The sequence below is a fragment of the Vibrio kasasachensis genome (genome assembly GCF_050337565.1).
Lineage (GTDB): Bacteria > Pseudomonadota > Gammaproteobacteria > Enterobacterales > Vibrionaceae > Vibrio > Vibrio kasasachensis.
Map to the genome: position 1 here is coordinate 394,275 of NZ_JAKJTB010000012.1, position 21,246 is coordinate 415,520.

Below are 21,246 nucleotides of genomic sequence, written 5' to 3' on the forward strand. Positions count from 1 at the left end.
TAGTCACTACATGGTATCTAACTTAGACCATTTACTCCACTCTAGAGATCGCTTCATTTAAACTTACAATTCAGTGTTTTCATGTATTTTATAGCAATAAGACAAAATACTGGCACCGCGCCAACATAATGACCACGCGTTATTTTCCTCACAAATACAAATCCTTATTATGTGTGTGGTCACATTAAATCCACCTAATTGTAACAACGTTCGGTATTCGCCTTTAGACTTGTTATGTCTATTCAAATAAAATGTAAATAATAATGCGCTCAACTATAACTTTTAAGCTACTTATTGCGTTAGTCCTCGTATTCGGCTGTGTACTCGCCGTGTCAACTTTTTACCAGTATCAGCAACAAAAACAACTTATCCACGACGTACTCAGCGAGCAATTGCATGATAAGGCGAGCAACTACTTTGATAGCCTGAATATGATGATGCTAACTGGTACAATGTCGCAGAAAGAGACCTTGCGAGAAAAAGCCAAAGCTCAAGATGGGATTGAACAAGTTCGCGTTTTAAGAGCTGATACAGTCAGCAAGCTTTATGGGCCGGGCAACGCTAACCAAACTGCCATCGATGATATCGACCGACGTGCATTGGTGGGTGAACTGGTTATTGAACCAATAAGCGCAGACTGGGGAAAAGGGTTAGTAGTCGCACTACCGATGAAATCAAGCTTAGACTATCGTGGCACTAACTGTGTTGCTTGTCATGCTACGCCTGAAGGTGAAGTATTAGGTGCAATTCGCCTTGAATACAATATGAATCACGTAAACTCAATGGTTAGCAAGCAAGCGATGATGGCCATTGCAATCATGTCTTCTATTACGTTTGTCGGCTTTATTCTCACTATGGCGTTGACTCGGAAAATTGTTGTAACCCCTCTACAAGCTGCATCCAAATTTATGTCTCAAGTATCGCAGTCAAAAGACCTTTCTGGTCGACTTCAATCGACACAGCAAGATGAAATTGGCTTATTGACCAACTCCATCAACTCATTTATGGATACCGTAAGTGATAGCTTGCATCAAGTGCAGCAAACGACACATTCTCTCTCCAACTCTGCAGGTAGATTAACCGACGTCGCACAGTCAACTGATGATGCTGCAAATAACCAGCAGACAGAAACAAATGATGTTCAAAGTAATATCAACAATATGCTTGAACAACAAAATCACACCGAACAGGCAACGCATGATGCCACCTCTTTAGTTAACCACACTGTTGAAGTGGTCACACAAAGTGCAGCGAGCGCACACAACGCAAGCGATGATATCAAGCAGCTGGTCGGTTCAATTGATAATGTTAAAGATAAAATATCATCACTTAATGATCAAACTTCGGAAGTATCTTCCATTCTCGGAGTGATCAGTGGCATTGCTGAACAAACTAACTTATTAGCGTTAAACGCCGCGATAGAAGCTGCTCGTGCAGGTGAACAAGGTCGTGGTTTTGCGGTCGTTGCCGAAGAAGTTCGCAACCTTGCAGGTCGAACAGCGGAGGCAACAAGCAATATTGAGCGCATTATCGAGCAGTTCAAGCAAGGAAGCCAAGAGTCGTTGGCGTCCGTTGATAGCGTCTGCGCCCAAGCTCACCAACGCTCAGAAGATGTAGAAAGTCTATCTAGTGCAATGCATACTGTGGTCGATGAAATGCATCAAGTGCTTGATCATACAAGAGAGATTCAACAACAAACACACAGTACCTCTTCTGTAAGCCACCATATACAAGGTAAAGTCGATACCATTACAGCTCATGCGGATGACACTTCGCAATTAGCGTCACAAACACGTGACATTAGCTTAGATTTAGAACAGTTATCAGAACGATTAGAGCAACTTATTAACCAGTTTTCACTGGGGTTGAACAAAGACGTGAAAAAATAGCGCAATTATCGAGACGAAAACGATAATAATGGTTGAAGCAATCGAATTGACAGGTAATATGTTGTTTCGATAAAAAACTAATGACAACTCAATGTTTTTGGCGATTTTTCAGTCAATCGACTGTCCCATTTAGCAGCCAAACATTGCGTTAAATTTTTGCCCTAATCCTTAATGGAGATTATTTCTAACATGACTTACGCGCCTGTAAAAGACGTATTGAGCGGTAAACTAGCAGCAGACAGTGAAGTCACTGTTCGTGGCTGGATCCGTTCGCGTCGTGATTCCAAAGCTGGAATTTCTTTTCTTGCCATCTATGACGGCTCTTGTTTCGACCCGATTCAGGCCGTGGTCCCAAATAATCTTAATAATTATAACGACGAAGTACTTAAACTGACTACTGGTTGCTCTGTTGAGGTAACTGGTAAGATTGTAGATTCACCTGCCGCAGGCCAAGCATTTGAGCTCGCAGCGACAGACGTAAAAGTAGTTGGTTGGGTTGAAGACGCTGAAACGTACCCAATGGCGAAAACTCGTCACTCTATTGAGTACCTTCGTGAAGTGGCGCACCTACGTCCACGTACTAACGTGATCGGTGCAGTAGCGCGTGTGCGTAACTGTCTTTCTCAAGCAATTCACCGTTTCTACCACGAACAAGGTTACTTCTGGGTATCTGCGCCACTGATCACCGCCTCTGATGCTGAAGGTGCGGGTGAAATGTTCCGCGTATCTACGCTTGATATGGAAAACCTACCTCGTACTGACGCTGGTAAAGTTGACTACAACGAAGACTTCTTCGGTAAAGAGACATTCCTGACAGTATCTGGCCAACTAAACGGTGAAGCTTACGCTTGTGCACTAAGCAAAGTTTACACGTTTGGTCCTACATTCCGTGCTGAAAACTCAAACACTAGCCGCCACCTAGCGGAATTCTGGATGGTTGAACCTGAAGTTGCTTTCGCGGATCTAGAAGATATCGCCAAGCTTTCAGAAGAGATGCTTAAGTTTGTATTCAAAGCAGTACTTGAAGAGTGTCGTGACGACCTTGAGTTCTTCGCTCAACGTATCGACAAAGAAGCAATCACTCGTCTAGAGCAGTTTGTTACTTCTGATTTTGCACAAGTTGACTACACTGACGCAATCCAAATCCTTATGGATTCTGGTCGTGAGTTCGAATTCCCAGTTGAATGGGGTATCGATATGTCTTCTGAGCACGAGCGTTTCCTAGCGGAAGAGCACTTCAAAGCGCCTGTAATCGTTAAGAACTACCCGAAAGACATCAAAGCATTCTACATGCGTGCTAATGATGACGGTAAGACTGTAGCGGCAATGGACGTACTTGCTCCTGGCATCGGTGAAATCATCGGTGGTTCTCAGCGTGAAGAGCGTCTAGACATTCTAGACGAGCGTATGCGTGAAGTAGGTATCGACCCTGAGCACATGAACTGGTACCGCGACCTACGTAAATACGGCACAGTACCTCACGCAGGTTTCGGTCTAGGTTTTGAGCGTTTGGTTTCTTACGTAACCGGTATGGGCAACGTTCGTGACGTGATTCCATTCCCACGTACTCCTCGCTCAGCGAACTTCTAATCGCACTGATGTGACATCATATTTGAAAGACCTCCCTTGTGGAGGTCTTTTTATTTCATCGGCAACCAATTGCTATTCGTTTGTTTGCTCTTTTTGTGCTTTCGTCGCAGATTTAATCCCAAATAGATATAAACCAAACAAGACAAATGGGATCGCAGCAGCCGTGTACTCCGCCCACGGCATGTGAGCAAAAGACTTAGCTAAAATAATGTGACCAAAAATCAATAATAGGGCGCAAATGATTGCGATACCAACCAGCCAAAGTTCATTACTAATCGAGCGTTTCTTCATCATAACTCCTATCCATGAGTAAACTCAGCAATTGAAACATAGAGTTAAATAAAGTCGCTGATACAGTTATGTAGAAAAATGACTAAACAGTTGAAAGTTCTACTATCACTTCACCAATCTGTTTAATAGCACTGACTAATTGCGACTTCTCTGCCAAAGACGTATTTAGACGCAAGTATGACTCATGGCTGCCTGACGTTGAAAATAGCTCGCCACCTGCAACGGTTATATTCTGCTCCGTCAACCTTTGATAAACCTCTCGACTACTGAGCCCATCAGGTAGCTTCAGCCACAAAAAGTAACCGCCGTTAGGCACTTGAAACGTAACCTCTTTAGGTAATAGCATCTCCAAGGTATTAACCATCCATTTTTGCCGTTGCATCAGAGTCTTACGTAGCTTCCTCAAATGATTATCGTAGCTGTCGTTTTGTAAATAGTGCGCAATACCTTGCTGTACTGGCGCGCTGCCTGACAAGGTCGAGAGCAATTGTAATTTCTGAATTCGTTGGTTATGACGTTTGGTCACTACCCACCCTAGCCGGAAACCTGGGCAAAGGCTTTTTGATAGTGAGCCACAATGCAACACATGTTCTTGTTCAACACTATCGTACATTTTCAACGAACTCGGTTTAGTTTCTGAAAAGTACAACTCACCATAGACATCATCTTCAATTAGGCAGACATTGTATTGTTGCGCTAGCGCGACGATTTGACGTTTTTTCACATCACTCAGTGACGCTCCCGTCGGGTTTTGAAAATTACTCATCAACCAACAGGCCTTCACTTGATGGCTAGAAAACGCCTGCTCAAGCTGATCAATACATAAACCCAAACTCACATCAACTTGAATTGGGATAGCTTTTAGCCCTAACCGCTCAACCGCTTGAAGCGCCCCATAAAATGTAGGAACTTCCACGACTACAGTGTCACCCGGTTGTGTGACAGCCTGTAAACTCAAATTCAGTGCTTCTAGTGCTCCAGAAGTCAGCACAATATCATGATGAGTTAAATTCATACCTTGTTGGATGTAACGTTGAGCAATTAATCGACGCAACGTTTCGCTTCCGGGAGGCAGGTTATCCAATATCCCGTCAGGTTGCATCTTGCGCCCGGCACTCGCCAAACTTCGATTTAGTAACTCTAAAGGAAATAAATTTGGGTCAGGGAACGCTGAACCAAACTTAACAAATCCAGTATTTTTTTGACTGTTTAAGAAATCAAATAGTACATCATTGATAGAGAGCCTTACTGGCGCTTCATCTTTGGGAGCCACTAATTTGCGTTCAAGCGTGGAACTAACAAAATAGCCTGATTGGGGTTTGGCTACAATCCAACCTTGTGATTCAAGCAACTGATACGCTTGCAGCACCGTTCCGGCACTTAGGGAATGATTTCGACTCGTTACACGAACGGAAGGTATCCTCTCCCCCGATCTCCATGTGTTTTGTTGAATCTGCTGCTTAAACAATTCAGCAAGTTGTTGATATAGGCTCATGATTCCCTCGAGTCCGTTAGAATCAGCACGATATCATACTTGTAACTGCGATTTCCCAACGGTAGCAATAATGCCGCAACCTAAATAATCAATCTTGGACCTGTTCAGCATAAACGCAAAAGCGCCGTTTATCTCCCATACTTGCAATGGCAAGTCAATTAATTCTGGAGGCAACATGAAACTATTTACAATGGATGACCTTTCTTACAACGGTGTTCATCAAGGCGTTCACCGTTGGGACCACCCAGAAAGTGGCGATCCATACTACTGGCACCCTGAATGGTTGCATATTGCTGAAGATGCAATGGGGTTATACCCAAAAAGAAATTTGAAAGTACCAGAAGGCACCATTGCTAACGAAGAGCATGCAAAACAAGCAATTATCGACCATCTAAATGACCATGATAGTTAAATTTGTTGGTGAATGAAAAATTAAGACTTAATGGGTTCACTACAAACGAATTATTCTCACTTCACCGCCAGCCAAATCGGTTGGCATCACAATATTTATTGCTACGTGTGTTAAATTTACCGAGCAAAGGTGACATCCCTCAAATATTAATCCATGAGAGATAGAGATAATGACAAAATACAACGAAAACGACATCCAATACAAAGGCGAAAGCAACGGTGTTCATATCTGGAAAGCACCATCAGGTCAGCCCTATTACTGGCACCCAGATTGGCTGCACATCGCTGAGGACGCAACAGGCTCCCACCCAAAGGCGAACATAGAGGTAAAAGCCAACGAAAAAGTCACTGAAAAACATGCTTTAAATGCCATTTTACTACACCTTAATAACTGGGCAATAAAGACGATGTCGAGTAAGCCAGACTTTGAAACTCAAGCACATGAATCTCAAATAAACCTCAAGAAATAGTATTTATCGGTCGGATCCGCTTTAGGCTTCGATCGTTTCCCATTCTCCTATTACATTTTATTAGGAAACCTCGTTCACATATAGAAAATTGTCTGACTGCGGATAAAACCATCTCTTAATCGGATAGACCTATGTTTTTTTATTGAGCCGAATCAATTTTGGCTTGTTCTAGCAAGGGGTTCAGCATATTTATTGTTGGCTTTGAAAATCAGTTAGAAATATGAATTCTCCACTTTACATTAGCAGATACCGACATTATTCCCCCTGTCACTTGGAAAAAATTGGCGAATTGAACCACCATTGCCTGTTAGTGAATAAAATTTCTAGTTTCTACCCATTTAGTATTGTCTCTTGTGCGTCATAAAGGTATAAATATTCAAGTTACAGTATTTATCCCCCTTCGATTAACATGGATGACGATTATGTTTGAAAAAGTAGTTGCAGCTCCGGCAGACCCTATTCTTGGCCTTACTGAAGAATTTAAAAAGGATCCTCGTGCTGAAAAAATTAACCTTGGTGTTGGCATTTATAAAAATGAACAAGGTGAAACACCTATTCTAGCCACCGTAAAAAAAGCTGAAGCCGCTCTTATTGAAACTGAAAAAACCAAATCATATTTAACTATCGAAGGTACCGCAGAATATGCTCTTGCCGTGCAAAAACTTCTGTTCGGCGCAGATTCTGAAATAGTTGTAGAAAAACGCGCTAAAACAGCCCAAGCACCGGGTGGTACTGGCGCTCTTCGTATCGCTGGCGAATTCATCAAACGTCAACTTAACGGCGCTAAAATCTGGATCAGCAACCCTACATGGGCAAACCATAACGGCGTGTTTACTGCGGCTGGCATTGAAACAGCGCAATACAGCTACTACAACGCTGAAACAAAAGACAAAGACTTTGCTGGCATGCTGGCGGATCTTGAGCAAGCTAAAGCGGGTGACATTGTGTTACTGCATGGCTGCTGCCACAACCCAACTGGTATTGATCCAACAGCCGACGAGTGGGAAGTGCTGGCTAAACTGGTCGCTAAAAAGCAACTTTTGCCACTGTTCGACTTTGCTTACCAAGGTTTTTCTGTTGGTGTGGCTGAAGATGCTGCAGGGCTACGTACTTTTGCTAAGTACAACAAAGAAATTCTTGTGGCTAGTTCGTTCTCTAAAAACTTTGGTTTATACAATGAGCGAGTTGGTGCCTTTACCCTTGTAGCACAAACCGAAGACGTTGCTACCACGGCATTTTCTCAAGTGAAAGCGATCATCCGCTCAATCTACTCAAATCCACCAGCACACGGCAGCGCGGTCGTTACTTACATCCTAAGCAACGATGAGCTTCGCGCGGAATGGGAAGCGGAAGTAAAAGAGATGCGTGATCGTATCCAAGAAATGCGTGAGCTATTTGTTGCAACCTTAAAGCAACAAGGCGTGGATGCAGACTTCAGCTTTATTGAACGCCAGAATGGTATGTTCTCTTTCTCCGGTCTATCTAAGGAGCAGGTCGCGCGCCTAAGAGATGAATTTGCAATCTACATCGTTGGCTCAGGTCGAATCAGCGTTGCGGGTATGACTAAATCAAATATGCTGCCATTGTGCCAAGGTATCGCTGCGGTACTCTAACCATGCAGAATTAACCGTCATTAAACAAGAAAGCCAGCGAATGCTGGCTTTTCTTTTGATAGTTCTTATAGATTGTTAAATGATTAAAGTTGGTATTATTCAGCATTAATCATTATAACGTCACCATCAATTCATCTTGCTCCAAGTTGGTAATATTCACTTTTAAGCGTTCTTTTATGCGCTCTAACTGCTCTTGCTCTAGTTCATAAGGCATAACCAGATGCAATTGATGAATACCTTCCGTCTTTGCGAGTTCAAGAAGTGTATGGATATTTGACTCATCGCTGCGACTAGCCGAAAGAGACTTCATCGCTTGATTTTTTAAACGTTCTTCAGGCGTACTCGACTGTTCAACGCTGCCTTCCCCAGCAATACTGAAAGCAGGTGATATCGTACTTATCGCTTCAAAAAACGTCCATCTCTTGCTGTAAGCTTCACCTAAAAAAGAGGTATAGTCAAAAACCACACTTGCCTTGCCTTGATGTTCCATATCATCCCCCGTGAATAAGGCAACAAGTCAATTCAATATCTGTCAAGTTACCTAATAGATCAATAGGATATAGAACAATGGTCTGTTATATCCGCGTAACGGACGAAAAAGCTATATAAAAACCATCCTTATAACAATCGAAGTACAATTCGGCGATATAGAAAACCAGTTGCGTAATATTTGACACTCTAAAATAATGCATCAAAAATAGTTATCAATTTAACAAAATTATTTTATGTCAATGATTCTACTGGCTTTTTTGTATTGAATCTTCCAACCAATCCATCTTGGCAACTCCCAGCGTTTAGGGTCGCCTTTGCGTAGACCATCTCGATAAACGACATAAACGAGCTTTCTAGCAGGGAAATACTCAACCTCCAGATTGAGGTCTCCGAGGCTAAGTGAAAATGGGTATTGCTCGGCGAAATTCTGATATTCCCAATAAGGAATGCCCTCGAAAGAAAAATCATCAGGGCAAAATAGGTCTAACTCATCCAGTTCACTAAGTTCTAATAGTTCTAACTGCTGAGTAAACCACTTTTCAAAAGTCATACATTGATGATCGGACTGCTCTGATAAACCGAGCTCAACGTAAACTCGCCAATGGTCAATTTGCGCTTTCCTTTCTGAATATAATCCAACCAGTTTTTGATCGGCTTTGACTGCCTCTAACATCGGTTGGATAGCGAGCTTACCTCTAGCTACTTCGCGTTTTGTTGCAATAACACGCCCAGCATAGACTAACTCCAATTCTGCAAACGTACCCGATTCATCAGAAATGGTACTTCCCTGTTGCCACTCACCTAACGGCACATTTTGTAGCCTATCGATGGCAAATGGCATCACTTCGGTTGCGAGTGTTAAAGTTTGTTTTACTCCTCGACCAGGTAAACTATACGTATCAAGGACAATTGCCGCTTCAACCTTGTTGGGGAAACGGCTTTCACGACCGATAATCACCTCTAGTTCCCCGTTGGCGAGCGCTTCTTTACGTTTCGGTCGTCGAACGAAGACTAATTCGGGGTGAAGTGCAGCAATTGCTTCGACCCATTTACTGTGTTCATATCGTGAAGCAACACCGAGTTGAGGAAGCTCAAACAGCTCACGCATTTGTTTTGAAAGCCCTTGAGCTTCCGCCAAAGCTTCTGTGTCGATACTAAGCCCTGAAAATGTCTGGCCGCGAAGTAAGCCTACTGAAATTTGCCCATCACAACCGAGGTGTTCCTGCTGAGATAAGACCTCCAACTCTTCCTCACTACCTGTAATACGATACAATTTTGCAGGTGTCGCCAATGCCGCAGTGTAATCAATCATGACTTCTTTTAACGCTTTGGTTGGCATGCGAGTCACTAAATCCGCTAACAAGGCATCTATCGGCAATGGAGACATCATAAGACCATGCTCGGTCGCTAGACCTTGAGAATCTATCGCCTGCATCCCACCTAGTATTTTACTGGCTAAACTCGCTGATTTTTCCGGCAGAGCATCAAGAAAGTCGAGTTTAAGTAATGATTCACCGCAACTCGCTGACGCGAGCATTGCCTCCGTGAGTGACTCTCTATGCATTTCAGGAGGTGTCACCACACTCAGCGCGGCATGTTCACCGTACAAACGGATGCAAGCCCCATCCATAACTCGCCCAGCACGCCCAGCACGCTGCTTGGCGCTAGCCTGCGATATATGTTTTAGACTCAGTGTTGTTCGTCCATTTCTTTGTTCAGTTCGACGCTCCAACCCTGAATCAATCACAACGGCGATATTAGGAATAGTGAGCGAAGTTTCCGCTACGTTTGTCGCCAACACAACTTTGGCTTGGCTTTGTGCGTTCATTGCTTGTTCGCGCTGCTTATCTGATACAGAGGCGTGTAACGGTGTTATTAACACTCCCTCAATTCCTGCCAACATCTGTGCACATTGGCTTATTTCTTTGCGACCGGGTAGAAAAACTAGAATGTCACCATGTGTGGTTTCCAACGCACGCAGAACTTCCGTTTTTATTCTCTGCTCAAGCTGCCTACTATCAGGTAACTGTCGTGATTCTTTCGCACGGTTTGTTATAACAACTTGATAGTTTCGCCCCTCAGCTTGCAATCTTACTGCGCCAATATAATTAGCGAGCTTATCTCCCTCAATGGTGGCTGAAGTTAGCACCACCCGGTGTTGACCATGCCGTTTGAACAACGCTACCAGCAAATCAGTGTCCCATCGGCGTTCATGAAACTCATCAACAATAACAATATCAAAGTCGGTCAAACGGTTTTCTGCATACCAACGTAACGCTACCCCAGGTGTCACAAAGACGATTTGGCTATGTTCTTGAAAACACTTTTCTAATTTGATGGCGTAACCAATCGACTCGCCCACTTCCTCGCGATTTTGTGCCGCAAGAAATTGAGCTAATGACGTACAAGCAATTCTTCGAGGTTCAATAACCAATACTCGCCCTTGTTGTTTCGCCCAGAGAGGTAAGCGGGTAGATTTGCCTGAGCCAGTTTCAGCCTCAACAACAAGATGCTGTGTTTTCAGTTGGGTGAGAAATGTATTTTTAAGCGAATCAATCGGTAATGCGGTCATAACACGAAGTATTTAAAGATTTAGTAGCTGATTATAGGCGAAATCGTCCGCAGTTAAAGCAATGGCATAATATAAGTACACACTCTCGCTTGCGATTGTTGTGACGAGTTCAATCCCAGTTTACAATATGGTGTTATATCTCCATCAATAATGGTCGGTATAATATTCGCTCACTATTTTTCGTTCTCGACTATAGGTTCTCAATGAATAACGACAAACGTCCAATCTATATCCCTTTCGCGGGTCCAGCACTGCTAAGTACGCCACTGCTAAACAAAGGTAGTGCTTTTTCTGCCGGAGAACGTATTTCATTTAACCTTGAAGGTCTGTTACCTGAGACTACCGAAACCATTCAAGAGCAAGTCGAACGTGCTTACCAACAATACCGCAGCTTTGAAAGCGATATGGATAAACACATCTACCTGCGCAATATTCAAGATACTAACGAAACTCTATTCTACCGTTTAGTGCAAAATCACATTTCCGAGATGATGCCAATTATCTATACGCCAACAGTTGGCGCTGCATGTGAGAACTTCTCGAATATTTATCGACGTGGACGAGGTCTGTTCGTATCGTATGCAAACCGTGACCGTATAGATGACATCTTGAACAATGCCTCGAATCACAACGTTAAAGTAATCGTCGTGACCGATGGTGAGCGAATTTTAGGTCTGGGTGACCAAGGCATCGGTGGCATGGGGATCCCTATCGGAAAACTGGCTCTGTATACAGCTTGTGGTGGTATTAGCCCAGCTTATACTCTACCAATCGTACTTGATGTCGGCACAAATAACCCACAGCGCCTCGCTGACCCAATGTACATGGGATGGCGCCATCCTCGTATTACTGGCCAAGATTACGATGCGTTTGTTGAAGAGTTTATCCAATCCGTTCAACGCCGTTGGCCTGATGCTTTAGTCCAGTTTGAAGATTTTGCACAAAAGAACGCAATGCCATTGCTTGAACGCTACAAAAATCGCATTTGCTGTTTCAACGATGACATTCAAGGAACCGCTGCAGTGACTGTCGGTTCATTGCTTGCCGCTTGCCAAGCTGCGGGCAGCGCGCTTTCTGAGCAACGTATAGCATTCCTTGGTGCCGGTTCAGCAGGCTGCGGTATTGCGGAAGCGATCATCGCACAAATGGTCTCTGAAGGTATTTCAGATCAACAAGCTCGCTCGCAGGTATACATGGTTGACCGCTGGGGTCTACTACAAGAAGGGATGCCAAATCTGTTAGATTTTCAGCAGAAACTGGTTCAAAAAGCAGAAAGCACAACGGATTGGGAGAATGACGGCAGCGGCTTTTCATTACTGGATGTCATGAGCAACGGCAAGCCTACCGTGCTGATCGGTGTTTCTGGCGCTCCGGGACTGTTTAGTAAAGAAGTCATAAAAGAAATGCACAAGCATTGTGCGCGCCCTATCGTCTTCCCACTATCGAATCCAACTAGCCGCGTAGAAGCGACACCAAATGACATTATTCGTTGGACCAATGGCGAAGCACTTGTCGCAACGGGCAGCCCATTTGACCCGGTCGTCCACGATGGCAAAACCTACACCATTGCTCAATGTAACAATAGTTATATTTTCCCTGGTATTGGCTTGGGTGTCTTGGCGGTTTCAGCTCGCCGTGTAACCGATGAAATGCTACAAGAATCTAGCCGTGCTTTAGCAAGCTCTTCTCCGCTAGCCATCAATGGACAAGGTGCCCTCTTACCGCCACTGGAAGCGATACATACTGTGTCCAAAAAGATTGCTTTTGCAGTTGGTAAGAAAGCGATTGAACAAGGCGTAGCGCAAGAGATCACTGATGAAGCACTAGAAGAAGCGATCGAAGCTTACTTCTGGCAACCTGTTTACCGCCGCTACAAACGTACTGCGTTTTAATCCTAGCTTGCTCATAACGCCTCTGTTTAGGGGGCGTTATCGTTGGAGTAAACATGTTTGAATATTTTGACCCCGCAGGGAGATACATTGCCACTCATTTGAGTGATATATCCACAGCTTTGATCGCATGTTCACTGGTTGTGTTTGGCAGTGAAATTAATTCTAGCCTTAGAAAAGTTCTCAGAGCTCACAATTTTGTTCTAAGAACATTAGTATTCATATTGATAAATGCGTTCGGTTACGGCTTAATCATAGTGAAACTAACCCCTTACCTAGCTCGGACACTCGCACAATTGCCGTATGGCATGATGTTTTTAATCGTTATTGCGAGCTTTGCTGCTATTGGCTTATGGGCTCAAAGGAATAGACAGATTTAGTGCGTAAATTTTTTCATCACATTCCATCCAAAAAAACGTTGCAGCTGGCTATAAAAGCGACAAAGTTTCTCTTGGCTGGTGCTTTATTGCTGATCATTTCCCTGTTTACTATCGATCGCTGGGTGAGTATACAAACTCAAGATCAGCTGTACTTTTCTGTCGATAATGTTGAACCACACAATGTTGCCGTAGTCCTCGGCACCAGCAAGTACCTCGGTAAAATATTAAATGAATACTATATTCATCGAATTAACGCCGCCATCGAACTCTATGAGCAAAGCAAAGTCTCCAACTTTTTGCTAAGTGGCGACAATGCTCACCGCTCTTACAATGAACCATGGACAATGAAACGTGATTTGTTACGAGCAGAAGTACCCGAAGAAAGAATCTATCTCGACTACGCAGGTTTTCGTACGCTTGATTCGGTAGTACGCGCTAAAGAAATATTTGATACCGATAACTTTCTGATTATTTCACAACAATTCCATTGCGAACGTGCGTTGTTCATCGCCAACTTCCACAACATCCAAGCTACATGCCTTGCAGTGTCAGGCCCTACCAAGCATTCCGGTTACAAAGTTAGGCTGAGAGAAGTGTTTGCTCGCGCCAAAGCCGTGCTTGATCTCTATATCACTCGGGAGAAACCAAAATTCCTCGGACCAAAGGAGCCCATTAGTACCATTGAAGACGCACCTAACAAAACTCAAGAACTCACTAACCCTTTATCAGGTCGGTAATTTGTATATCGGTGACTTCCACTCGATTTCTACCACTACGTTTGGCGACATACAGCAACTCATCTGCACGAGCAACCATATCTAACGCAGTTTCATCGCCCATTTGGGTTACGCCTAAACTCGCCGTCAAAACCTGACCATGCATCCATTGATAAAGCTCCACCTTCTGTCGCAAACGCTCCGCCAGCATGTGCGCTTGTTTTAGCGATGTTGATGGACAGAAAACCACAAACTCTTCCCCTCCCCATCGAACTAAGCGATCGCTTGATCTAAGTTCAGACATCACGACCATGGTAAATTCACACAAAATCTCATCACCCATTTTGTGCCCAAACTCATCATTCACATACTTGAAGTGATCAATATCCAAATAGATAACCGAAAGAGTCTCCCTTGAGTTTTCGCTAGACACCATCTGCGTTTCTAACCACTCTCGTACCGCGTGGCGATTCATCGCACCAGTGAGCGCATCACGATATGCTTTCTCGGCAAACTCAATATTCTGCTCGGTCAACTTACGATTAAGGCTCTTGAGATATTGTCGCCGAGACTCGTAATGTACAATTTTTCGGCGATTGTTTCTAATTTCCAACGCGCTAAATATCATCGCTAACGTCACCCACAACGTTAACAACATCAACATTAATGTTTCACCATGAATGTAGTGCCCAACAAACTCAATGCTATTGATCTTGAGTTGATAGCGACCAACTGGGGTACCAGATCCCGTTGCAAATTCAATACGATTAACATTGCCAAATTCTAATCCTGCATATTCAATCGGTATTTGATTGTCCACCAACCACCAGGTTAATACTTGCATATTCTTTAGCGGGATCTTCAACACATCACGATAGTCTGCTTGGCGATAGTCCAACCCATTGTATTTGAATGTGTACTCACTTTCGGGGGTGGAATAGACTGGATTAAAGTTGCGCAGATAGAAACGCATGGCAGGTTTTTCGCCACCGTCTAAGTTAATAAAATCAACATCCAAAAGAACTGTATGAAAATGCGTTAAATCTAAGCCTTTGGACGGATCATGTTTATCGAACTTTATCGATACACCGCAATATGGCCATGGATAATCTGCGCTAGACTTTAGCTCACAATTAAGCTCAACAGCATCAGATTTTTGTACAACTGCACTCGTTGATGCACCTTTTTGTACCTGATCATTAGTGGCTAGAAAAGTATATTCACTAGGGCTAACTCGATATTTTCTATTCTCACCGAACTGCCAATGCACTGTCACTATAAAAACAGTAAATACAAATAAGGCGAATATCAGCTTATGAATTACATTCAACTTAGTAATCTCACTCAAAAACAATACATAGGAATGAAATCATTACTATATTTGAGACAGAATTTACTAGGCATACATTTGGTTGCACAACTAAAACGACTCGCGTTCCAAAATATTTAGGACCGACTTCATAGAAACGTAACTGGTCGTAATGTGACTTTTAGTCAGAGAGAAATGAACACGAACAGAAACTCGACATAAACTCTGATAAGCTAATCATAAAAATAACCACAATAAACTATATACCCAAGAAACTTGAAGATGCAGGTAGGCGGCAAGTAAGAAAGCCCCCTGAGCATAGGTGAACTATGTGATTGGGGCGCACGAACACAGCCAACACCGCTGCAACTTCAAGTATGACGGGTATAAATACACACTAAGAGCAAAGTCATGTCTTTAATCATTACCGGAACATTGCGCAAAATGCGCTCAACACTTGATGACAAAGTGCATTATCAACTGCCCGTTGGCGAGCAACTTATCGATCTTACCCCCTTTATTGGGCACACTCTCACGCTGTCACACACTGGTAATATCTTCTGCCAATCGTGTGGAAAAAAAACCAAAAAAAGCTATTCACAAGGGCATTGCTTTGTCTGTATGAAAAAGCTTGCAAGCTGCGACATGTGCATCATGAAACCCGAAACATGCCACTACGATCAGGGAACCTGTCGTGAGCCTCAATGGGGCGAAGACAACTGCATGGTCGATCACTACGTTTATCTCTCGAATACATCGAGCGTTAAAGTGGGAATCACCCGTCATACACAAATCCCGACCCGCTGGATAGATCAAGGTGCAACACAAGGCCTGCCTATATTTAAGGTAAAAACTCGCCAAATTTCCGGCTTAATAGAAGTCGAAATCGCCAAGCATATTGCCGATAAAACCAACTGGCGTACATTACTAAAAGAAGATGGACAGCCACTGGCTCTGGAAGATAAGTTTGCTGAACTATTACCTTTGGTTGAAGACAAAATCGCTGAAATTAAACAGCAATTTGGTGATGATGCTATCCAAATACTGAGTGAATCGATCACATTAATTTCATACCCAGTATTGGAACATCCAACAAAAATTACCTCACATAATTTTGATAAAAATCCTGTGGTTACTGGCACGCTGCAAGGTATTAAAGGTCAATACCTGATCTTTGATACTGGTGTCATCAATGTACGTAAATTCACGTCCTATGAAATCACGGTCAGTGACGAATAAATCTTCTTACATGCGACAATGCCACCTTGCGGTGGCTTTTTAGTTTTTATAGCTACATACCATAGAGCAATAGTAACGGTGTACGTCTACCTCATTTTTGAAATAAATCATTAGAGGGGGCTCGCAAGAGCAAAGTGTTAGAAGCTTAGTTTAGTAATTTATCTATACGGATACTTATAAGCATAGATAAACTATGTGAATAGGTACGTTAGCACAGCCAACACCGCTGCAACTTCAAGTTGGACAAGTATCATTATAATCTCTAGGTTAGATTAAGGAAAAAGATGACCCAGAACACCTATAGCTTTGCATCATCAGGCGCATTTGTTGAAACATTTACTTTGAAGCCATATCAAAAAGGCCCATTAGATGGGCTTACTTTTGCCGTTAAAGATAATATCGACATTGGTGGCTACAAGACCTCGTACGGGAGCATACCTTGGCGGTCGGCGCACAAAGCCCCTGTTTACAATGCTCTTTGTGTTGAACAGCTGTTGGGAAACGGTGCAACTTGCCTAGGAAAGACCGTCGCGGATGAGTACACATATAGCTTGGATGGGGAAAGCTACTTCTTTGGCACGCCAATAAACCCAAAAGCCCCTGAGCGGGTACCTGGAGGATCATCGAGCGGTTCTGCATCTGCAGTTGCTTGTGGATTGGTTGATTTTTCAATCGGTACTGATTCCGCAGGATCGATTCGAGTCCCTGCTAGTTTATGTGGTATATGGGGAATGAGACCGACTTTGCACCGTATATCTGAGGCTGGGGTATTGCCGTTCATGCCAAGCGTAAGCACCGTTGGTGCCTTCTCAAATGATATTAATATACTTGAAAATGTAATGCGTACTATGCTCCGAAGTGAAGAAGTTCAATCTGAAGAGATCATCAATATCTATCTCTTGGAAGATGCGTTTTCTATTTCAGATGCCGAAGTGAACGATGCGATTAGAAACAAAATTTCTCCTCTATTTGAAATCCCAGGGATAGCAATAACCTCAATTAACCTTAGTGATATAGTTGGTGAAGGCATCGATCTTAATGTTACCAACAGTCAGGCTTTAAGAGTGTTACAGACCGCTGAGTTTGTAAGCACAGTAGGCAATTGGATTGAAGCTTTTTCCCCTGAGAAAGGACCTAGTTTTTCTGCTGCGTATGAAAACATTCAAAGCTTTGATCGAACAGAGTTAAATAACGCTCTGTTACTATGTGAAAATGTTTTCAAGAAGATCTCCCACTTTATGAAGAAAGGAGATCTATTTATTTTTCCAACAACACCAACAATTGCGCCCTTAAAAGGATCTCTTAATAATTTGGATAGCGTATTAGATTTCTATGATAGGACTATGGCAATCACCTCATTCGCAGGGATCGGAGGATTGCCCGAAATATCAATTCCTCTGGCTACAATAAATGGCTCTCCTATCGGATTGTCTGTGGCAGCAGGGCGTTATCAGGATGAGTTTTTGCTTTCTTCAGTCAAAAAGCTATTCCCTTAAATTAGTTATACTTCCCAATCTGAATTGCACCTATTTATAAATCACTTTGGTACCAACAACCCAATCATGTAAAGCTTTCCCTGTATAGGAGAGTAAAAGTTGGTTCAAGAAAAGAAAGCCGCCAATTACTTTTAAAGGGTTTATTATGGTTAAGAAAAATATCAATTGCCTGATTACCATTGAAACCATCGTCACTGGTGAGCCATCGTTCATTACAACTTTATACTGTAATAGCTTCATACCTATTGTTTGACCATTAATAAAGTACGTCCAATTTAGGAAATAGAGCAGGACGAAGCAAATTAAGCGAGTCTTTAGCATTCCAAATTCTGTAAGAAGCAAAGTAGGAATAAGTTCGTGACTCTTGGGTGCTAAGCCCAGTACCCTAAACACAATTTCAATGACAATTACAAAGAAAAAAGCTACCGAAAAGTCCACTATTCCTGATACCAACCGTCTGGTATAGGATACTTCTTCATATGACTCCATTGCCCTCTCCTAATTAAAACTTTACATGCTAACCAAGTTAAAAAATGCCAAGTGTTGACCGTTCACTTGAATTACTCGTCAGGCTACTAGACTTCGCTACAACTGAGGCGGCTAAGCTTTCCAAAAGCTTCTGGTTTTATACCTGATTCAAGGTATTTTAAAATTGCAGAAACACAATCTTCGGTACTTGAAAGCCCTGTATTAACCTCAAGATCATAGCATTGGTGATTATGAACACGGTTAAAATGAAATTTGGCTGCTCCCTCTTTACGATCTCCCCTCAAAGCTTCGCGCTCTTCCAGAAGTTCAAGTGGACAATGAACCCCAACAAATACAACATCTAACCCATAGAACGAATTAACACATGCTTCAAGCCATTCAGGCTGTTGTAATACGTAGTCAACAATTACATTATTACCAGCACGAGCTATCGCTGCTGCTGATTCATGGAATCCTGCAACTATGCTTGGGAAACGCTTTTCCATTAAAGCAGAGTTATCCAAATCTGAAGGTGAGATTTGGGATAAATATGTATCGACTGAAAGATGTAAGTATACATCAGCTAAAGCTTGTTGAAGCGCTATGCTTAATGTCGTTTTGCCTGAGCTTGACGCTCCATTTAGAAAGATAACCATTAGCTTAAACCTAACTGAAAAAGCGATATGGTAACGTTAAAACACAGTATTTCAACTAGAAGCCTAGACATAATGTTCTCCACGAGGTGCTAGCCTCCAATATAGACCCTCTCTACCTCGGCCGAATAATAGCCAATAAATCCGCGCTGATTAAACTGACTCAACAGCTTCAGTCAAAGTATCCAAATGTCCAATTACGCTATCCGTGTGCTCGGGAGCAAGTGCGTAACCGGTTCGATGAACCCGCTATCAATCGCAACATCGATATGGTTCTAAATGTCATCGCTTTCTTCACCAAAGAGTTGGCGAGTGTTGAACACTTTATTGAGCAGACCGCCAAACAACACAACGCTCAAGATTATCAAATCCTCCAAACCGTGCCGGGCATCGGGCGCATCCTCGCACTCATCATATTGTATGAAATTGGTCATATCGAACGCTTCTCCTTGGTTCAGAAATTTGCCTCTTACTCACGATTAGTGAAGTGCAAAGCCGAATCGGCGGGTAAACAAAAAGGCACTAACGGCAATAAAATTGGGAATGCTTACTTGAAATGGGCGTTCTCTGAATCCGCTGTACTCTATCTTCATGGCAATGAACCTGCGAAGAAGTACATCCAAATACTACAAAAGCGCATGAGTAAAGCCAAAGCATTGTCGGCGCTTGCTCACAAGTTGGGGCGCTGTGTCTACTTCATGTTGAGGAACAAAACCGTGTTGATGAGAAACGTTTTTTACCTGAATAAGTCGCACAATGAAGTGAGCTGAACATCCAACTGGTGCTGAGTGAGAACACATTGCTGGCATAAATTAACTGGGATTTAAGCCCGATAGAGTCAGCTGAGTCAGGTAGTCCAAGCCCTCTGCTTTGATTGGCCGCTTCATTGGTGCGCATCCATGGCATACAAAACGAACAACAAAGTTGCTTACATATATGGTCTCCCCCAGTTTTGCAAGTCAGCAGTATGATTAAAAGCGCAGGTTAACTACCATATATACGGCCTGTTTTAGCGGCTTTTGCCTTGGCCAAGATGAGGCAGTCGAACACGAAGTCCTAATCACCTTATCGACTTTAAAAGCCAGTGTGAGCAGAAGGTTTTCAACGTGTAGGATTTATCCTGTTATTCATCTCACTACGTACTTTGCAAAGGGTTGGTGATGTATGTTGTTTTATGTTGGTTGATACTCTTCGTTTTTGGTTATGACAGCCCAAGCGATCCGCATGAGTTTGTTCGCGAGTGCTACCGCAGCACGGTTGGGACCTCGTCGCTCTTGTAACTCAAGCATCCACTTACTGAGCTTATCGGATTTGAATTTGGCGCGTCTTAAAGCAGCCCTCGCCCCATGAACAAGTAAAGACCGAATGTAAGTATTACCCCGCTTGGTTATCCCTAGAAGAATGACATTACCGCCCGTTGTATCTTGTTTTGGGACTAACCCCATGGCAGCGGAGGCATCTCGACCAGTCTTAAACTGTTGACCTGAGCCGAGCCATACGGCGACGGCTTGGCTAGTGAGGGGCCCAAAGCCAGGAATAGACATCAGTCGTTTGGCATTATCAAACCGTTTAACGGTTTGGTTGAGCTTCTCTTCAAACCAGTGGATCTGTTCATCGATATATAAATAGCGCTCGTACTGACGTGATAGAAGTTCCCGCAATATTGGCGAGAGTTGGTTTTCGACGTCTTCTAATATTTCGGGAATGGCTTGCCTAAAAGGTGCTTTTCCTTTGGGAATAATAATGCCGTACTCGGCAATGAGTCCTCGAACTTGATTAATCAAGCGGGTTCTCTCGGTAACGCACAATCTACGCATTCGAATCAATGATTGAATGTCTTGCTGTTCGATGGATTTATGCGGGACGGGGTAGGCGCGTTGATATAGTGCTAGTTCGGCAATCGCTTCAGCGTCGTTATAGTCATTCTTTTGTTTACGGCGTTGATTTTTGACGTGTTGGGGAGGGTATAAAAGAACTTTATGCCCAAATTTTTCAAATTCACGCGCCCAGTAGTGAGCGCCCGAACAAGCTTCCATAGCAATAGTGCAGGGTTTTAGGTTCGCGATATGGCTAAGCAACTTACTTCGTTGAAGTTTTTTACGGCTGATGTTTTTTCCTTTATGATCGATTTCAACAAGAAAGAAAATATTTTTTGCTAAATCGATGCCGATGATTTTATGCTGAGTCATGGTCTTCTCCTTTTGCTTCGGGACCTGAACACTCCAAGCATGGCTCATGGTCATGTGAAGTGGTAGGGGGAGACCATCTCATCA

At 43.1% G+C, this 21,246-nt stretch carries 18 protein-coding genes and 2 pseudogenes; 12 read left to right on the forward strand and 8 right to left on the reverse strand.

What is annotated here, in order from left to right; all coding sequences use genetic code 11:
- Nucleotides 1-263 precede the first annotated feature (263 nt).
- Nucleotides 264-1,889 carry a methyl-accepting chemotaxis protein gene (locus L4C38_RS10625; RefSeq protein WP_428797516.1) on the forward strand — a complete coding sequence of 542 codons (1,626 nt, stop codon included), beginning with the start codon at nt 264-266 and terminating at the stop codon, nt 1,887-1,889.
- 189 nt (nt 1,890-2,078) lie between these two features.
- Complete coding sequence (asnS, locus tag L4C38_RS10630; protein WP_428797517.1) at nt 2,079-3,479, forward strand: asparagine--tRNA ligase; 1,401 nt, start codon at nt 2,079-2,081, stop codon at nt 3,477-3,479.
- Nucleotides 3,480-3,551: 72 nt separating this feature from the next.
- On the opposite strand, the gene L4C38_RS10635 is transcribed toward asnS, so the two are convergent.
- Together L4C38_RS10635 and L4C38_RS10640 are read right to left on the reverse strand one after the other, a co-directional pair.
- Nucleotides 3,552-3,770, reverse strand: coding sequence for a hypothetical protein (locus L4C38_RS10635; protein WP_428797551.1), 219 nt, complete (start codon nt 3,768-3,770; stop codon nt 3,552-3,554).
- Nucleotides 3,771-3,852: 82 nt separating this feature from the next.
- Complete coding sequence (locus L4C38_RS10640; protein ID WP_428797518.1) at nt 3,853-5,265, reverse strand: aminotransferase-like domain-containing protein; 1,413 nt, start codon at nt 5,263-5,265, stop codon at nt 3,853-3,855.
- Nucleotides 5,266-5,440: 175 nt separating this feature from the next.
- Between L4C38_RS10640 and L4C38_RS10645 the strand changes: the two genes are divergently transcribed.
- The 3 genes from L4C38_RS10645 to L4C38_RS10655 all read left to right on the forward strand — a co-directional run bounded on the left by L4C38_RS10645 (nt 5,441) and on the right by L4C38_RS10655 (nt 7,759).
- Nucleotides 5,441-5,677, forward strand: coding sequence for a hypothetical protein (locus tag L4C38_RS10645; protein ID WP_428797519.1), 237 nt, complete (start codon nt 5,441-5,443; stop codon nt 5,675-5,677).
- A gap of 169 nt (nt 5,678-5,846) precedes the next feature.
- On the forward strand, nt 5,847-6,146 hold the full coding sequence (locus tag L4C38_RS10650) for a hypothetical protein (RefSeq protein ID WP_428797520.1): 300 nt from the start codon (nt 5,847-5,849) through the stop codon (nt 6,144-6,146).
- Nucleotides 6,147-6,568: 422 nt separating this feature from the next.
- Entirely contained in the window at nt 6,569-7,759 is a 1,191-nt protein-coding gene (locus tag L4C38_RS10655) for an amino acid aminotransferase (protein WP_428797521.1), read from the forward strand.
- Between the two features lie 112 nt (nt 7,760-7,871).
- On the opposite strand, the gene L4C38_RS10660 is transcribed toward L4C38_RS10655, so the two are convergent.
- Nucleotides 7,872-8,249 (reverse strand): transporter, encoded by a 378-nt coding sequence (locus L4C38_RS10660; RefSeq protein ID WP_428797522.1) that lies wholly within the window; start codon nt 8,247-8,249, stop codon nt 7,872-7,874.
- A 228-nt stretch (nt 8,250-8,477) separates the two neighbouring features.
- Nucleotides 8,478-10,823 carry a helicase-related protein gene (locus tag L4C38_RS10665; RefSeq protein WP_428797523.1) on the reverse strand — a complete coding sequence of 782 codons (2,346 nt, stop codon included), beginning with the start codon at nt 10,821-10,823 and terminating at the stop codon, nt 8,478-8,480.
- A gap of 203 nt (nt 10,824-11,026) precedes the next feature.
- Here L4C38_RS10665 and L4C38_RS10670 point away from each other — a divergent pair, with 203 nt between their 5' ends.
- From L4C38_RS10670 to L4C38_RS10680, 3 genes are read left to right on the forward strand one after another with little or no spacing between them, the layout of a single operon-like run.
- Nucleotides 11,027-12,715 (forward strand): NAD-dependent malic enzyme, encoded by a 1,689-nt coding sequence (locus tag L4C38_RS10670; protein ID WP_428797524.1) that lies wholly within the window; start codon nt 11,027-11,029, stop codon nt 12,713-12,715.
- Between the two features lie 53 nt (nt 12,716-12,768).
- Nucleotides 12,769-13,092, forward strand: a complete 324-nt coding sequence (locus L4C38_RS10675; protein WP_428797525.1) for a DUF3392 domain-containing protein — start codon at nt 12,769-12,771, stop codon at nt 13,090-13,092.
- Entirely contained in the window at nt 13,092-13,829 is a 738-nt protein-coding gene (locus L4C38_RS10680; RefSeq protein ID WP_428797526.1) for a SanA/YdcF family protein, read from the forward strand. The genes L4C38_RS10675 and L4C38_RS10680 overlap by 1 nt, the downstream gene beginning before the upstream one ends.
- On the opposite strand, the gene L4C38_RS10685 is transcribed toward L4C38_RS10680, so the two are convergent.
- Nucleotides 13,807-15,156, reverse strand: coding sequence for a GGDEF domain-containing protein (locus L4C38_RS10685; protein ID WP_428797527.1), 1,350 nt, complete (start codon nt 15,154-15,156; stop codon nt 13,807-13,809). The genes L4C38_RS10680 and L4C38_RS10685 overlap by 23 nt on opposite strands.
- 372 nt (nt 15,157-15,528) lie before the next feature.
- Between L4C38_RS10685 and L4C38_RS10690 the strand changes: the two genes are divergently transcribed.
- Nucleotides 15,529-16,356, forward strand: a complete 828-nt coding sequence (locus L4C38_RS10690; RefSeq protein ID WP_428797528.1) for a DUF2797 domain-containing protein — start codon at nt 15,529-15,531, stop codon at nt 16,354-16,356.
- 284 nt (nt 16,357-16,640) lie between these two features.
- Nucleotides 16,641-17,852 (forward strand): amidase family protein, encoded by a 1,212-nt coding sequence (locus L4C38_RS10695; protein WP_428797529.1) that lies wholly within the window; start codon nt 16,641-16,643, stop codon nt 17,850-17,852.
- Nucleotides 17,853-17,882: 30 nt separating this feature from the next.
- Here the strand turns inward: L4C38_RS10695 and L4C38_RS10700 are convergent, their stop codons facing one another.
- On the reverse strand, nt 17,883-18,341 hold the full coding sequence (locus tag L4C38_RS10700) for an RDD family protein (RefSeq protein WP_428797530.1): 459 nt from the start codon (nt 18,339-18,341) through the stop codon (nt 17,883-17,885).
- Between the two features lie 86 nt (nt 18,342-18,427).
- Nucleotides 18,428-18,976: a chloramphenicol phosphotransferase CPT family protein gene (locus L4C38_RS10705; protein ID WP_428797531.1), complete on the reverse strand. Its 549-nt coding sequence runs from the start codon at nt 18,974-18,976 to the stop codon at nt 18,428-18,430.
- Nucleotides 18,977-19,050: 74 nt separating this feature from the next.
- Between L4C38_RS10705 and L4C38_RS10710 the strand changes: the two are divergent.
- Together L4C38_RS10710 and L4C38_RS10715 are read left to right on the forward strand one after the other, a co-directional pair.
- Nucleotides 19,051-19,179 (forward strand): annotated as a pseudogene (locus L4C38_RS10710) (IS110 family transposase); the annotation flags it as partial.
- 45 nt (nt 19,180-19,224) lie between these two features.
- Nucleotides 19,225-19,721, forward strand: a pseudogene (locus tag L4C38_RS10715) (transposase); the annotation flags it as partial.
- A 424-nt stretch (nt 19,722-20,145) separates the two neighbouring features.
- Here L4C38_RS10715 and L4C38_RS10720 read toward each other — a convergent pair.
- Nucleotides 20,146-21,162 (reverse strand): IS110 family RNA-guided transposase, encoded by a 1,017-nt coding sequence (locus tag L4C38_RS10720; protein ID WP_428797532.1) that lies wholly within the window; start codon nt 21,160-21,162, stop codon nt 20,146-20,148.
- Between the last annotated feature and the right edge of the window lie 84 nt (nt 21,163-21,246).

Coding starts and splice junctions, on each gene's coding strand:
- L4C38_RS10705 (WP_428797531.1), bottom strand. CDS start 18,976: ATGGTTATCTTTCTAAATGGAGCGTCAAGCTCAGGCAAAACGACATTA.
- L4C38_RS10645 (WP_428797519.1), top strand. CDS start 5,441: ATGAAACTATTTACAATGGATGACCTTTCTTACAACGGTGTTCATCAA.
- L4C38_RS10655 (WP_428797521.1), top strand. CDS start 6,569: ATGTTTGAAAAAGTAGTTGCAGCTCCGGCAGACCCTATTCTTGGCCTT.
- L4C38_RS10690 (WP_428797528.1), top strand. CDS start 15,529: ATGTCTTTAATCATTACCGGAACATTGCGCAAAATGCGCTCAACACTT.
- L4C38_RS10650 (WP_428797520.1), top strand. CDS start 5,847: ATGACAAAATACAACGAAAACGACATCCAATACAAAGGCGAAAGCAAC.
- L4C38_RS10675 (WP_428797525.1), top strand. CDS start 12,769: ATGTTTGAATATTTTGACCCCGCAGGGAGATACATTGCCACTCATTTG.
- L4C38_RS10695 (WP_428797529.1), top strand. CDS start 16,641: ATGACCCAGAACACCTATAGCTTTGCATCATCAGGCGCATTTGTTGAA.
- L4C38_RS10635 (WP_428797551.1), bottom strand. CDS start 3,770: ATGAAGAAACGCTCGATTAGTAATGAACTTTGGCTGGTTGGTATCGCA.
- L4C38_RS10700 (WP_428797530.1), bottom strand. CDS start 18,341: ATGGAGTCATATGAAGAAGTATCCTATACCAGACGGTTGGTATCAGGA.
- L4C38_RS10665 (WP_428797523.1), bottom strand. CDS start 10,823: ATGACCGCATTACCGATTGATTCGCTTAAAAATACATTTCTCACCCAA.
- L4C38_RS10625 (WP_428797516.1), top strand. CDS start 264: ATGCGCTCAACTATAACTTTTAAGCTACTTATTGCGTTAGTCCTCGTA.
- L4C38_RS10720 (WP_428797532.1), bottom strand. CDS start 21,162: ATGACTCAGCATAAAATCATCGGCATCGATTTAGCAAAAAATATTTTC.
- L4C38_RS10670 (WP_428797524.1), top strand. CDS start 11,027: ATGAATAACGACAAACGTCCAATCTATATCCCTTTCGCGGGTCCAGCA.
- asnS (WP_428797517.1), top strand. CDS start 2,079: ATGACTTACGCGCCTGTAAAAGACGTATTGAGCGGTAAACTAGCAGCA.
- L4C38_RS10640 (WP_428797518.1), bottom strand. CDS start 5,265: ATGAGCCTATATCAACAACTTGCTGAATTGTTTAAGCAGCAGATTCAA.
- L4C38_RS10660 (WP_428797522.1), bottom strand. CDS start 8,249: ATGGAACATCAAGGCAAGGCAAGTGTGGTTTTTGACTATACCTCTTTT.